General features: G+C 71.1%; 9 protein-coding genes. 5 read left to right on the top strand and 4 right to left on the bottom strand.

From position 1 onward, the window contains the following. The first annotated feature begins 60 nt into the window (after positions 1 to 60). The 3 genes from BJ991_RS05335 to BJ991_RS05325 all read left to right on the top strand — a co-directional run bounded on the left by BJ991_RS05335 (position 61) and on the right by BJ991_RS05325 (position 9,200). Positions 61 to 267, top strand: a complete 207-nt coding sequence (locus BJ991_RS05335) for a hypothetical protein (protein ID WP_218852876.1) — start codon at positions 61 to 63, stop codon at positions 265 to 267. 145 nt (positions 268 to 412) lie between these two features. After that, positions 413 to 4,318: a hypothetical protein gene (locus BJ991_RS05330; protein WP_179488124.1), complete on the top strand. Its 3,906-nt coding sequence runs from the start codon at positions 413 to 415 to the stop codon at positions 4,316 to 4,318. 4 nt (positions 4,319 to 4,322) lie between these two features. Then, the gene (locus BJ991_RS05325; RefSeq protein ID WP_179488122.1) at positions 4,323 to 9,200 is read left to right on the top strand and encodes a hypothetical protein; all 4,878 of its coding nucleotides are present in this window, start codon (positions 4,323 to 4,325) and stop codon (positions 9,198 to 9,200) included. Positions 9,201 to 9,212: 12 nt separating this feature from the next. Here BJ991_RS05325 and BJ991_RS05320 read toward each other — a convergent pair whose 3' ends face one another. From BJ991_RS05320 to BJ991_RS05305, 4 genes are all read right to left on the bottom strand, one after another. Then, positions 9,213 to 9,584 (bottom strand): fluoride efflux transporter FluC, encoded by a 372-nt coding sequence (locus BJ991_RS05320; protein WP_179488120.1) that lies wholly within the window; start codon positions 9,582 to 9,584, stop codon positions 9,213 to 9,215. Continuing rightward, positions 9,581 to 10,006 (bottom strand): fluoride efflux transporter FluC, encoded by a 426-nt coding sequence (locus tag BJ991_RS05315; protein ID WP_343048658.1) that lies wholly within the window; start codon positions 10,004 to 10,006, stop codon positions 9,581 to 9,583. Before BJ991_RS05315 ends, BJ991_RS05320 begins: the two co-directional genes overlap by 4 nt. A gap of 75 nt (positions 10,007 to 10,081) precedes the next feature. Further along, positions 10,082 to 11,308: an InlB B-repeat-containing protein gene (locus tag BJ991_RS05310; RefSeq protein ID WP_218852875.1), complete on the bottom strand. Its 1,227-nt coding sequence runs from the start codon at positions 11,306 to 11,308 to the stop codon at positions 10,082 to 10,084. 195 nt (positions 11,309 to 11,503) lie between these two features. After that, the gene (locus tag BJ991_RS05305) at positions 11,504 to 12,367 is read right to left on the bottom strand and encodes an HAD hydrolase family protein (protein ID WP_179488116.1); all 864 of its coding nucleotides are present in this window, start codon (positions 12,365 to 12,367) and stop codon (positions 11,504 to 11,506) included. Positions 12,368 to 12,450: 83 nt separating this feature from the next. Here BJ991_RS05305 and BJ991_RS05300 point away from each other — a divergent pair, with 83 nt between their 5' ends. Beyond that, a complete protein-coding gene (locus tag BJ991_RS05300; protein WP_179488114.1) occupies positions 12,451 to 13,203 on the top strand; it encodes a glycerophosphodiester phosphodiesterase in 753 nt (250 codons plus the stop codon). After that, positions 13,203 to 13,928, top strand: a complete 726-nt coding sequence (locus BJ991_RS05295; RefSeq protein ID WP_179488112.1) for an MgtC/SapB family protein — start codon at positions 13,203 to 13,205, stop codon at positions 13,926 to 13,928. The genes BJ991_RS05300 and BJ991_RS05295 overlap by 1 nt, the downstream gene beginning before the upstream one ends. Positions 13,929 to 13,937 lie beyond the last annotated feature (9 nt).

Here is a 13,937-nt window from a genome sequence, read left to right as displayed (position 1 = left end):
ACCGGCAGTGCGATCGAGGGCCTCGAGCTGTGGTCCTCGTTCGACGAGGGCGCTACGTGGGTGCCTGCGCGCGTGAAGAAGGGCAAGGGCGGCGGCACGTTCTCGGCCACGATCTCGTCTCCGAAGGACGTCTCGTCGGTGTCGCTGCGCCTCAAGACGTGGGACAGCGAGGGGGCGTCGTTCACCGAGACCGTGATCGACGCGATCGCCGTGAAAGACCGCCGCCCCGGCGGGCCCGGGCACGGAGGACCCGGTCACGCCGGCTGAGCCCGCATGGGACGGCGCTCACGACACCCGTCGCGCGCAAGCGCGCTCGGGAGTATCGTGAGCGCCGTTCCCGCTCATCTCGCCCGTGAGCACCCGATGAGACCCGACGAGAACGACATCGCTGTCGACGAATCGGGGAATCGAGATGGCCGAGAAGGACCGCATCGGGGACATCGCTCGCGATCGGGCGACGCGCATCGTCCGGACAGACCTGGCGGTGCGCTTCCACGCGGGATGGCGCTTCCTGCCCGATGAGGAACGGCTGACGCTGCCGCCCTGGCTCGGCGCACCCCGCCAGCCCGACATCTCCGTCGATGTCGTGCGCGGGCGCGATCTCGTCGCGCTGCAAGTCGACTTCTTCGGCGCGCGGTTCGAGACCGACGACAGCGGCAGCCCGCCCTTCGTTCGGCGCAACAGCGCGTCGGGGTCGCACGTCATGGTCGTGACGTTCCCCTACCAGCACGCGCACGAGCAGGCGCAGTACGTCACCGACACCGGCTCGCAGGGCAAGCCCATCTACCCCGACCCGATCGACCCGACCGAGACGACCGACACTCCGCCGAGCGCCCCGGCGGCGACCGTCTCAGACAACGCCGCACCGTCGATGCCCGTCGGCTACCGGCCGGCGCGCGCGAGCCGGCTCGTCTTCGCGGTCGCCCCGAAGGACCGCATCGAGTTCACCCGGGCGGGGATCCTGCGGGCGATGACCGAGCTGACGCCGGTGCTGCATCCGAACGCCGCTCCACCCGGCAAGAGCGGCACGATCGACGACTCGACCGACGGGATCACCTTCGTCTGGGTCGGGCCGAACCTCGTCGCGCGGTACACCGCGACGCGCATCCTGCTCGAGCGCCCCACCGCCGCCGACCGCCGCATGCAGCCGCCGCCCGATGCGGCCTCACCGGCCGGTGCGCTCCGCTTCGCGCAGAACCTCCGCGACGTGCGCGTGGACTCCACGCGGCTCACGATCGCGGCCGGCGACTCGCTCGGCGCGCGCGCCGAGATCCCCGGGCCGCTGCGCGACATCCTCGACCGGCCGCCGATCATCGTCATCCCCGACCGCGGAACGTTCTCGAGTCCGCCGACGAGCGAGCAGACCGCGATCGAGGCGCCCTACCGTCTCGTGATCTCGCCGTCGAGCGAGGGCCGATGGGTCCACGCGGATGCGCCAGTGGCATCCGACGACACCGCCCGCAACGTCGAGCTGTGGCACAGCCGCCTCGGCCTCACGACCCCGGCGGGAACGACGACCGAGCGCAACGACAACGACCGGCGCATCGTTCGGGCGATCTGGACGCGCGACCGCGACGGACTCACGCAGAGCGTGTGGCGCAAGAACGAAGACAGCGACCTCACCCACCCGCTGTCGACCCCGCAGGGCAACGCCGACCTGCCCTTCCGCGGTTCGCTCAACCGCGCCGACCGCCACCGCATCGTGCGCCAGACGGCCGAGCGCTGGCCCGGCATCAAGGACGAGCGCTCGGTGCGACCCGTGCGCGTCGACAAGCTGTGGCTGTCGTCGCTGGGCGCATACCTCGACCTGCACGGCGCGTGGTACACGAAGGAGTACTCGAACCTGAACCCGGGTATGCCGTCGGTGCTCGCGTGGGACCACATCGCCCCTCTCGGGCGCGACCAGTGGGTGCGCGTCGTCTACCCCGGATACCTCTATCCGCTCGGGCATCCGGCCGCCCTCGTGAAGATCACCGAGCGCCGTGTGACCCAGAACCCCGCCGTCGCCAGCCTGTACCAGATCAAGTTCCTCGTCGTGAGCGAGCCGAGCCGCGGGTACGCCCTGGCGGACTGGCCCTTCAAGAGGATCGACATCCGGCCCACGACGACGCCTCCGCTCGCAGACCCGGATGCCGTCGCGAACGACGCGTACAGCAGCATGACGTACTTCTGGCCGCAGCTCGGCGACGGATCGTTCTTCGCGTTCGACCTCGACGTGTGGGACAAGGACGATCGTCCGGGGAGCCTGCGCACCCCGCTGCTGTGGGTCGCGGAGCACTTCGACAAGCCGACGGAGGTCGATGCCGAGTACGACGGTGACGCGAAGCGCGTCGTCGCGGCGAACGGGCAGAAGTTCGCATTCACTCCGCGGTCGTCGAGCGGCGACTCGATCACGGAGACCCAGGTGCTGCGCTTCCGCGGACGCGCGGCGCGCGGCGAGTCGACGCCGTTCCTGAGCTCGGCGGACGTCGTGATGGAGGCCGCGCGGCGACTGTCGAACGTCGGGTCGATCCGCATCGTGTACAACCAGGCATACCTCGCGAACGGGCTCGGCGAGAGTCCCGGCGACGCGAACGTCGGGCAGTTGTGGGCGAACGTGCTGCTCCCCGAGGCGAAGACCGCGATGCAGGGCGCCCTCGACCAGACCGTGTCCCTGCCGTCGGTGTCGTTCGGCACGCCGTCGGCCGGAAGCGACCGCGCGGGCGGGTTCGTCACGCCCGACCTGCCGATCCGCGGCCTGTCCACTCTCACCGGCGCGGTGGGCGACCCCTCCAACATGGAGAAGCTCGAGTTCGACCCGCAGGAGTTCTTCAAGGGCGCGTTCCCGAAGCTGTTCGGCCTCGTCGACCTGTGGGAGCTCATCGAGAACGTCACCGACCTCGCCAACATGCCGAGCCTCGCGGGCGAGGCGATCGAGGCGGTCACCAAGCTCGTCGACGACATCGAGAAGCTGATCCGCACGCTCCAGGACGTCGTCGCGACCGCACCGGCGGATGCCGCGAACGCCGCCCAGGCGGCGCTCACGCCCATCGAGACCCTGTTCTCCGCGATCGGCGATCTGTTCAGCCCGAGCAATCCCGACCCTGTAGGGACGCGGATCCAGAAGCTCGCGGACGCCTTCGAAGATGTGGCGGATGCGCTCGCGGCGGTGCCGACGACGCATCCGCTCATTCCGCCCGTCGTCCGAACGACGCTGGCCGGTCTCGTGTCAGCGATCGGCACGGCCGCCCGCGCGACGGACATGATCAGTCAGCTCACGCGTCTGCTGGAGACGTTCGAGCCCGGGCGGCTGGAGGCGTCGTTCCGCTACGACTTCCACCCGAAGCTCTTCACGCACTGGCCGAGCGCGAGCTTCACACTCATCGAGCTGCCGCCGGACGGCTTCACGCTCGCCGTCGAGGGGCGCGTTTCGGGCACCGGCGACGCGGCGGTGCGCGCCATGGCGGAGATCCGCGGCCTGACGCTGCACCTGTTCGGCAAGGAGGACCAGAACGCGGCGCCGCTCGTGCGCATCCCGTTCGAGAACATCTCGTTCATCGCGGGCACCGACGGCAAGGCCGAGGTCGACGTCAACCTCGGCGAGATCACGTTCCTGGGAGTGCTGAGCTTCGTCGAGGTGCTCAAGGACTTCATCCCGCTCGACGGATTCAGCGATCCGCCCTTCCTCGAGGTGGACTCCTCGGGGCTCCAGGCGGGATTCACGCTGCCGATCCCGAGCGTCTCGGTCGGCGTCTTCAACCTGTCGAACATCTCGCTCGGCGCGGACGTGCAGGTGCCGTTCCTCGGCGAGGCGCTGAGCTTCGGGTTCAACTTCTGCACCCGCGAGCGGCCGTTCAACCTGTCGGTGATGTGCATCGGCGGCGGCGGGTGGTTCCTCATCCGCCTCAACCCCAAGGGCCTCACCGTGCTCGAGCTCGGGCTCGAGGCGGGCGTCATGCTCGCGGTCGATTTCGGCGTGGCATCCGGCTCGATCTCGGCCACCATCGGCGTCTACATGCGCCTCGAAGCCGAGAAGGGCCAGCTCACCGGGTACTTCCGGCTGCGCGGCGAGGTCGACGTCCTCGGTCTCATCTCCGCGTCGATCGAGCTCTACCTCGAGCTCACGTACCACTTCGACTCGGGCAAGATGATCGGCACCGCGCGGCTGACGATCGAGATCTCGGTGCTCTTCTTCTCGGGCAGCGTGACGATCGAGTGCACACGACAGTTCGCCGGGTCGAAGGGCGACCCGTCACTGAGAGACCAGCTGCTCGAACCCGACAACACGGCTCCCGCGTGGGACGAGTACTGGCGCGCGTTCGCGCTGGAAGGAGCGTGACGTCATGGTCACGGAGCACCTGATCTCGCTCGCACTCCCCTACTCGACGCGCAGGAACGACGCCTTCCACGTCTCGGTCTTCGTGACGCCGAAGCTCGAGGGCGATGCCGCGAGCGAGGCCGGCCCCGGCGGCACGACCCTCTCGGACTTCGCCGTCTTCCCTCACTGGGCGAAGGCCGTGCGCGAGTCCCTCACGGTCGAGCTGCGCGACGACACCGGCTCGATCGAATGCAGGCCCGTGCTCGATCCCGTCGACCCGGATGCCTGGGATGCCCTGTTCCCCGGCACGACGCCCGTGCGCGCGAACGCCGTGCCACCGCTCGCCGATCGCCGTTGGCGGTCGTTCGACGCGCAGCTCGTGCACGACACCGGCAAGCTCGTGGGCCTGCTGACCTCGGTCTCGTCCGCGGTCGATCCTCCCGAGCCCGGCTCGCACACGCTGGGGCAGCTCCTGGTCGGCACGCTGCGCGAGTTCAAGATCCTCACCGGCCGCACCGGCATCGGCGAGGTCGACGACGAGCGGTGGACGCAGATCTTCGACGAGGAGATCGGCGAGGGCAGCGATCGCAAGGGTCCGCGCGTGCCGCGCTCGAGCAGCGCGCCGACCGGCATGTACGGCGTGCTCACCTCGCTGCACGAAGTGCGCCGGTACTACGACCGCCCGGAATCGAAGACGGACTACAAGGCGGTGCCGGATGCGCCCCCGCCCGATCCGCTCAAGCCGAAGGAGCCCGAGTTCCACGAGCGCGTCGCGACGGTGGGCGACCACCCCGTGCTGCTGCGTCGGCTCGGCCTCGTCATCGACCTCGTCGTGACGGACGTCAACCGGCTCAAGAAGTCGCAGTGGCTCAGCGCGAAGCTGTCGATCGACGTCGGAGGCGGCACCGTCGTCTCGGCCGCGCCGCGCGTGCGCTGCGAGGCCGTCGCCGACGGGGCGCTCGTGACGGTGCCCGCGACGCCCGAATGGATCAAGGGCGCGATGGCGCTCGGCGACACCGACCGCTTCTCGGTGCTCGACACGGATGCCGACGGCACGGCCATCAAGACCGAGCAGTACCTGCGCGTGCTGCCGCGGCTCATGCTGCGGCAGGCGAACCGCGAGCCGGTCGACGCGGCCTCGCCGGGGCTCCGATCGCAGGGATTCACGATCGCGCGGAAGGGGCAGGCGAAAGCGCTCTTCGACCGACTCGGACGACAGCAGCAGCTCGAGCAGCAGTTCGGGACGCCGACGCCGCCGCGCGGCGGCGGCATGCTCCTCACGAGCGAGGACGTGGCCCGCGGCATCCGCGTCGAGGTCTTCGACGCGACCGACGGAGAGTGGCGGTCCGTGCACGAGCGGCACACCGTGGCTGAGATCGTCGAACTGCCGAAGCCGCTCGACCTCGGAGACGGGCACGGGTTCGCGCAGAGCGCGCCCGCCGAGGAGTCCATCCCGGTCGGTGAGCCCGTCGAACCGCCGCCGGTCAACGTGCACGAGGCCGTGTTCGGGTGGGAGGGCTGGAGCCTCTCGGTGCCCAAGCCCGGCAAGCGGGTACGCAACGAGCTCGTCACGCAGCCGGACGGGTCGCAGAAGCTCGAGGAGATCGTCGAGCCGCCGCCGACGGCGGTGCCCGTCGACGCGACGAACCCCGTGGGGTTCACGCACACGATCGTGCCGAAGTCGCTGCCGCGGCTGCGCTACGGGCGCGATTACGCGTTCCGGGCGTGGCTCGTCGACCTCGCGGGGAACGTGCGGCCGCCCGCGCCCGCGACGTCATCGGGTCCGTCGGCCCCTGGCACGGGCGGAGGCCCGCTGACCGCGGGTGGAGCCCAGCCGGGCCGCCGCGTCGCCCGGCCGGGAGCCGTGGGACGCCTCGACGCCGCCGCCGTCTCGCGCCTGCGCGCGGGGCTCGGGCGCGTGGAGGTGCCGGCGGAGCTGACAGACCGGCTTCGAAAGGCAGTCCAGACGCAGGTGAGGAAGGAGTCCGCCCGGTGGGAGACCGCAGCGGGACTCGGCCGGCTGGGCCCCGTGGCGGATGCGCTGCGGGACGCCGCCGTGGCGGCCGTCGATGCGCCCCAGCCCGTCGTGCCGGAGCGCCCCGCGCCCACGCTCGGACGCAGGGAGCAGGCGGCGCTGCGGTCCGAGATCGCCAAGGTTCTCGGCCGCACCGACGTCGAAGCGGCCTTGACGGGCGACGCCTTGGCGACCGCGACGCCGTCGCGGGCCTCGGCCGTCACGCGGGCGATGCGGTCCGCCCTCACGTCGGCGAGGGGTGCGGCGTTCGGGGTCACGGCCGCGATCGACACGGACACGCTGCTGCCCGCGGTCGCGGGGCAGCTCGGGCGCGCGACGACGATCCTCACCCCCGGCGGCATCACCCCCGGGTTCGTGCTCGAGGCGCTCAAGACGATCACCGCGCCCCGGCCGTTCCTGCGGTGGGAACCCGTTCCGCCGCCGACGCTCGTGCCGCGAGCCCGCTACAGCGAGGGCGAGTCCCAGCGCGTCGTGGTCATCCGCAGCGGCGTGACACAGGACCCCGACACGCTCGACGTCGCCGTGACCGACCCCGAGACGTACCGCAGCGCTGTCCTCGCGGACGACCCGGGCTCGGCGTTCCAGGCCGTGGGGCAGCGCCACCTCGTGCCGCCGAAGATCGGACAGCTCCAGGCCGAGCACCACGGCGCGTTCGACGCGCTCGTCGGCGACGGCTCGGCGGCCGGGCTCAAGACGGCGCTCGGCGTCGCGCTGCGCGAGAACGGCGCGCTCACCGACATCGACGTCGCCGACCTCGACAATCCCGGCGCGCGGATTCCCGTGCCGGGTGTGTCGCTCGTGCACGACCCCGGTGTCGACCCTGGCGACCTCGTCACGCTGCCCCTGCCGCAGGGCGAATCGCCGCCCGCCGGGCAGTACGTCGTGCACGACGTCGACGACATGGTCGTGCCCTACCTGCCCGATCCGCTCGCACGCGGTGTGTCGCTCGTCTTCCCCGACGCCACGACGAACCCGGCCCTCCCCTCCCCGTTCGGCATCGAGGGCTTCACGGCCGACTACGAGATCGATGCGCGCGGCTGGCCCGTGGTGCATCCGTATCGCCTCACGCTGACCGACGGACCGACCCCTCGCGCCGAGGTCGACGACCGCGTGATCGACATCGCTCTGCCCGCCGGCACGGTCCAGCGGTTCCGGCTGTCGAGCTGCCTGCGGGCCGGTGCGCTGAACGTGCTCGGAATGTGGCGGAGCCTCCCCGCGGTGATCCAGGGACTCGAGATCGTGCGCGAGGCCGCGCGGGACGGCTACCTGTGGTCGCTCACGCCGAAGGAGAACGTGCTGCTCGTGCACGCCGTGCCGCGCCCCGTGCAGGCGCCGCGGCCGGTCGGCGTCCGCTCGGTGCGGACCGCGTCGGCCACGTTCGCGAGCTTCTTCGGCGGCGTCCACGTGCACGGCCCGAGCACGGAGCAGCTCACGATCGAGGCGTCCTGGACCGAGCCGGTCGACGACCTCGGCCTCCCCATGTGGGAGGAGCGCGCGAGCCGCGGCATCGCGGGCACGACGCGCGTCACGGATCACGAGCGCCTCGGCGTGCTGTTCGCGCAGGAGTTCCTGCCGCAAGGCGACCTCGACTGGCCCGCCGATCCCGCCATCCGCATCCACGGCACGCGGCATGAGTTCGGCGACACCAAGCACCGCCTGGTCGACTACCGCCTGCGCGCGTCGACGCGCTTCCGCGAGTACTTCCCGCCGTCGCTGCTCACGCCCGCCGGCGGCGCGGCCGAGTTCGACGACGGGTCGAGCGTCGTGAGCGAGGTCGTCCGGCTGTCGGTGCCGTCCTCGGCCCGGCCCGACCCGCCGGTCGTGCACTCGGTCGTGCCGCTGTTCCGCTGGTCGCACGACGATCCGGATGCCGCGACCCCGCCCGCCGACGACGCCGGCACCGTGCAGGCGGGGCAGCCGATCGCCGAACGCCACACCCGCCGCGCGGGCGTGCGCATCTACCTCGAGCGCCCGTGGTTCTCATCGGGTGAGGGCGAGCTGCTCGCCGTGCTGCTCGGGACCTCGCCCGCGGCCGGCCCGTACTCCCTGTACGCGCAGGACCCCATCTGGATCGGTGCGACATGGGACAACCCGCACCTGCTGCCCCTGACGCTCGTCGACTTCTGGCGTGCGACGGGAGTCGACGACGTGTGGACCCCGGGTGAGCCCGTCGGTGCCGAGGCCGGTCTGCCGCTGCCCACCGCGGCCGGCGGCACGAAGACCTATACCGCGTCGGTGCTCGCCTACCGCCCGCAGTACAACCCCGAGCGCAGGCTCTGGTACGTCGACGTCGCTCTCAACCCGGGCGTCGTGTCGTGGCCGTTCCTGCGACTCGCGGTCGCGCGGTACCAGCCCGAGAGCGTCCCCGGCCTCGAGCTGTCGAGCCCGGTGTCGACCGACTACGTGCAGGTCCCGCCGGAGCGCACCGCCCTGGTGAGCCGTCTCGACGAGCACGAGGTGCGCGTCGTGGTGAGCGGTCCCGTGCCCGTGCGGCGCGGACCCGCGCACGACCCGGTCGCGGCCGACCTCGCCTCGATAGAGCTGGGCCGGCTCGTCGTCGCCCGGCTGCAGAAGGCCGACCCCGCGATGCCGGGCGACCTCGGCTGGATCACGGTCGACTCCCGCAGGCTCGTCGTCGCGAACTACCAGCCCGAGCAGCACCTCATCGCGTGGGGCACGACACTGGGGTCGGACGACGAGGAGATCCCGCTGCGGCGGCCCGGGCCCGAGGCATCCGGCTGGCGGGTCACCGTCGAGGAGTGGGAGAGATTCCCCGGCGATCCCGCGATCGGCGCGCCGGTCGGCACAGCCGCCCCGCCTCCGGTGTGGGAGCAGCGGCTCGTGTTCGCGGACGAGATCTACCTCTGACCCGGGTGGCTCTCAGGGGATGAGGGCACCCGCGAGAAGACCGAGCACGGAGGCGCCGATGCTCACGACGAGCATGCCTCCGCCGTGCACGATCGCCGCGAGCCAGCGGCCCTTGCGGAGCAGGCCGAGAGCCTCGACCGACGCGGTGCTGAAGGTGGAGTAGCCGCCCAGCAGCCCCACCCCGAGGATCGACCGCGCGTCGCCGGCGCCGAAGTGCGCCGACGCGTACGCCGTGACGAGACCGAGCACGAAGCACGCCGTCGCGTTGACGACGATTGTGCCGAGCGGCACAGACGTGCGGTTGACCCGCTGCACGCCCGTGTCGACGAGGAATCGCAGCGCCCCGCCCAGCCCACCCGCGAGCGCCGTCAGCACGAGGATCATGCGGCACCCTGCCCGTCGGCTTCATTACGGCCGAAGACGGATGCCGCGGCCCCCGCGCCGATCGCCGCGGCGACCACGCCCAGCACGACGCTCACGAGCGCGTAGGCCACCGCGAGCGCAACCTGTCCCGCGCTCGCGAGCTGGTCGATCTCGACGACGAACGTGCTGTAGGTCGTGAACCCGCCGATCATTCCCGTCCCGACGCCGAGGCGGAGCATCCGTCGTCTCCCGGTGTCCGGTCCCGACAACGCGAGGGCCTCGATGAGCGCGCCGAGCGCGAAGCTGCCGACGACGTTGATGACGAACGTCGCCCATGGCCATTCGCCCGGCGGGTGCGGGAACGCGAGCTCGATGCTCGCGCGGAGCAGAGTGCCGACCGTCGCGCCGGCCGCGACGAGCAGAGCCAGGCCGACGAAGCGCACGGCTCCACTCTGCCGTATCGGCCCGGCAGCGCGGCGTGCATCGTGAGGCGCAGCGCTATGAAGTCCCCTGACCTGTCATGCCTCCCTTCGGCGGCGCAGCGTCGGGATGAGGATCGCGATTCCAGCCGACACCAAGGCGACGGCGGTGATGAGCGGCGGCATGGCGTCGGATGCGCCGGTGGCGGCGAGCTGCCCGGCGTCACCATCAGGCGTCCCCGTCGGCGGATCCGTCGGAGGGTCTGTCGACGGATCGTTTCCGGGGTCGCTCGCCCATTGCGCGTACAGAGTCTCGTCGGCCGTGAACGGGTGTGTCTGGCCGTCGGCGTACGTCGTCCCGGAGCCGTCAGCGGCCGTGTTCCAGCCGGTGAACGCGTGACCGTCGCGGGTGAACGCACTCGCGTGCAGCACGGCGGCCGTGTACTCCGACTGCGGGCTCATCGTCCCGGTGCCGCCGTTCGCGTCGAACGTCACCGTCCACGGGCCGACCGTCCGGATGCGGTCGTCCCATTGCGCGTACAGAATCCCGTTGGCGGTGAACGGGTGCTGGGCCTGATTCGGATAGCTCGTGCCGCTCCCGTCGGCGGCAGTGTTCCAGCCGTCGAAGAAGAAGCCGGCGCGGATGAAGAGGTTCGGAGCGAGCGGCGTGGGAGTGCTCGAGGTCTGGGGGTTCATCGTCCCAGTGCCGCCGTTCGCGTCGAAGGTCAGCGTCACCGGTCCCGTCGGCGTGGCCGGGCCGGCGAGCGGGGACGGCAGACTCGGGCCGTTGGCGTTGTACGCGACCACCTCGACGGTGTACGCGGTCCCGTTGAGCAGGCCGGTGATTGTCGCGGGGCTCCCCGCGACGGTGACTGTGGTGCCACCGGGCGAGCCGTTCGGGTGCGCGGTGATGGTGTACCCGGTGATGGGCGAGCCGCCGTCACCGACGGGGGCATCGAACGTGACGGTCACAGCGGCGTCCCCGGCGGCGACGGACACGTTCCGGGGCACGCAGGGAGTGTTGTAGGTGAAGCCGTTCGCGATGGTCTCGGTCAGCGCGCTGCCGCCGAGGGTGTAGCTGACCACGACGTCCGCAGGACCGCACACGTCCGGAGGGGCAGCGGGTGTGAGGGATCCCCACGCGGGTCCTTGGGTCTGAAGGGCACCCGACGGCACGCCCGCGACCGAAACCCCGGTCACGATGATGCCGGGATCCGCCCCGTCGATGACCCCACCCATGGGCGTGCCCCCCGAGGTGGGGCCGGACGACGGATAGCCAGGATCCAGCGCCGCGTGCGCCGCGGTCGGGACCAACAGCGCCGCCACGGAAAGCAGGATCGCGAAGGCCAGGCGCGACCGGGAACGACCGGGTCTTGTCCTGCTCCGCGCGGCCTGTCCGCTCGTCATCGAGTCTCTCATCGGGTCTCCCTCCGGCGCGGCGGCCACGGTCCCATTCCGCAGCTGACATCAACGCAGCCGTACTATTGATTTGTCATCATATGACTTACCGATACCGCCTCGCTACCGCACCACGCGTTGACCGGCAGGACGCAGGAGGCGGTCGCGGACGGTCACGGCGACACCGTCCTCATCGTTGGAAGGGATGACCTCGTCGGCGACGGCGAGCGCCTCGGGCGCCGCGTTGGCCGGCGCGAAGCTGAGGTCGGCCAGCCGCATCATGTCGACATCGTTGAGGTTGTCGCCGAAGACCACGAGCGCGTCGGCGCCGAGGTCGCTCGCGAGCTCGCGCACGGCCTCGGCCTTGCCCGTGCCCTCGGCGGCGAGCTCGAGACAGTCCCGCCCGGTGTAGACGTTGCGGTACGGGATGGGACGCACGCCCGAGATCCCGTCGATGTCGCCCAGCACTTCGGCGAGCTGCGCATCGTCGCCCACGACGGCGATGTAGACGACTGCGCCCGCGCGGGTCCAGCCGTCCGGTCCGACCCTGCGAGGCTCCCCATACTGGGCGCGGCTGGCCGCGCTGTTGTACTGCGTCCACTCCAGGTCGTCGTCGCGGGAGCAGCCGACCACAAGCGTGCGACCGTCGAGCGCGTAGACGAATGCGCCGGCGCCGCGAGCAGCCACCGCGCGCTCGACGCGGGCGACGGCCGCTTCCGGGATGGGGTGGACGCGCTCGAAGCGACGCCCGGCGAAAGAGTAAGTCGCCGCGCCGTTCATGACGACGGCCGGCAGCCGCAGGTCGAGGCCCGCGATCCGGTCCGCGCAGCCGGGCGGAAACCGCGCCGTCGCCACGGTGAACGCACCGCCGCCGGCGATGAACTCGTTGAGGATCCCAGCGGAGCGGACGGTGAGCCGCTTGTGCGAGTCGAGCAGGGTGCCGTCGAGGTCGCTGACCACCAGCATTGCCTGTGATTCGTCATACATATCATGTATGTTAGCGAACTGGAACGTCGACGTGGTGGCGAAATCATATTATGTGATATGAATTTGAAAGTGGGAGGTCACAGATGCCGATAATCATCGCCCACCGCGGGCACAGCGTCGGGGCGCCGGAGCAGACCCTCGCCGCCTTCCGGATCGCGCTCGAACTCGGCGCCACCATGCTCGAGGCCGACGTGCGACGCACCGCAGACGGAGCGCTCGTGCTTCTCCACGACCGCGCGGTCGACCGCACCACCGACGGCAGCGGGCTCATCGACGAGCTGCCGCTCGAGGTCGCACGGGCACTTGACGCCGGCGGCTGGTTCGACCCGGCCTTCGCCGGCCAGCGCATCCCGACGCTCGACGAGCTGTTCGACCTCGCCGAACGCTACGACGCCGACCTGTGCCTCGAGGTGAAGGGCGAGCAGCACGATCAGACCGCCGGCCTCGCGATCGAGCTCGCGACCGTCTTGCGCGACAGGGGCCGGCTCGACCGCGACGTCCTCGCGTCCTTCGATCACGCGGCCCTCGGCAAGGCCCGCGTCGCCGTTCCCGGCGCGCGGCTCGCACCCGACCGGCTTCCCGAGCGCGGTCCCACCTCGGCCGAGGCGCTGATCGCACAGGCCCACGCGATCGACGCGCAGATCATCCAGCACCACTTCGCGGATCTCGACGCCGAGACCGTCGCTCAGACTCAGGCCGCAGGCATCGAGGTCTGGGCCTGGCCCGCCAACGAGCAGGTCGACATCGAGCGGATGGCGGCATGGGGCGTCGCCGGGATCATGGGCGACGACGCCGCAGCCCTCGCACAGCTCGCGTCCGACGGACGCCGCGACTGATGTCTCCGCTTGACACGCTGGATTTCGTCGCCCGCGTGCTCGCAGCGCTCGCGCTCGGCGCGGGGATCGGGCTGGAGCGTCAGTGGCGGTCTGGGCTCGCAGGCATCCGCACGAACGCCCTCGTGTCCGGAGGGTCGGCGCTGTTCGTGATGCTCGGCGAGATCGGCGCGTTCGGCCTGCCCGGAGCGGACCCGACGCGGATCGCAGCGCAGGTCGTGTCGGGGATCGGATTCCTGGGCGCGGGGGTCATCCTGCGCGAAGGGCTCAACGTCCGCGGTTTGACCACCGCCGCCACCCTCTGGTGCTCAGCCGCGATCGGGAGCCTCGCCGGCTTCGGCCTGTACATGCTCGCGGCGTGCGGCATGGTTGCGATCCTGGTCGTGAACACGGCGATGCGGCCGCTCAGCCGGGCCATCAGCCGTCGCCGCGCCGCCACGCACGAGCCGGATGAGGCGGTCGACGGGACGCGGTACCTGCTCGAGGTGCGCACTCACGAGAAGCACGAGCAGCGTGTGAAGTGGCTCGTGCTCGATGCCACCGGCTCCCCCGACTTCACCGTCCACTCACTCGAGAGCGCACCCAAGAAGCACGACGAAGTGCTCGTGCGCGCCGAGCTCGCGGTGAGCGGCACGAACGGTTCCAGCCTCGAGGACGCGCTCCGGCGGATCAGCCTCGAGCCGCGGGTATCGGCGATCCGCTGGTGGGACATCGCCGCCGTCGAGTGATCATCCGTC

The sequence above is a fragment of the Microbacterium immunditiarum genome (assembly GCF_013409785.1).
Lineage (GTDB): Bacteria > Actinomycetota > Actinomycetes > Actinomycetales > Microbacteriaceae > Microbacterium > Microbacterium immunditiarum.
The sequence above is the reverse complement of the archived record's forward strand: the minus strand, read 5'-3'. Positions and strand labels throughout refer to the sequence as shown.

Bases quoted from the DNA above. Each gene is read 5' to 3' on its own strand.
- BJ991_RS05330 (WP_179488124.1), top strand. From the start codon at position 413: ATGGCCGAGAAGGACCGCATCGGGGACATCGCTCGCGATCGGGCGACG.
- BJ991_RS05325 (WP_179488122.1), top strand. From the start codon at position 4,323: ATGGTCACGGAGCACCTGATCTCGCTCGCACTCCCCTACTCGACGCGC.
- BJ991_RS05305 (WP_179488116.1), bottom strand. From the start codon at position 12,367: ATGTATGACGAATCACAGGCAATGCTGGTGGTCAGCGACCTCGACGGC.
- BJ991_RS05320 (WP_179488120.1), bottom strand. From the start codon at position 9,584: ATGATCCTCGTGCTGACGGCGCTCGCGGGTGGGCTGGGCGGGGCGCTG.
- BJ991_RS05300 (WP_179488114.1), top strand. From the start codon at position 12,451: ATGCCGATAATCATCGCCCACCGCGGGCACAGCGTCGGGGCGCCGGAG.
- BJ991_RS05295 (WP_179488112.1), top strand. From the start codon at position 13,203: ATGTCTCCGCTTGACACGCTGGATTTCGTCGCCCGCGTGCTCGCAGCG.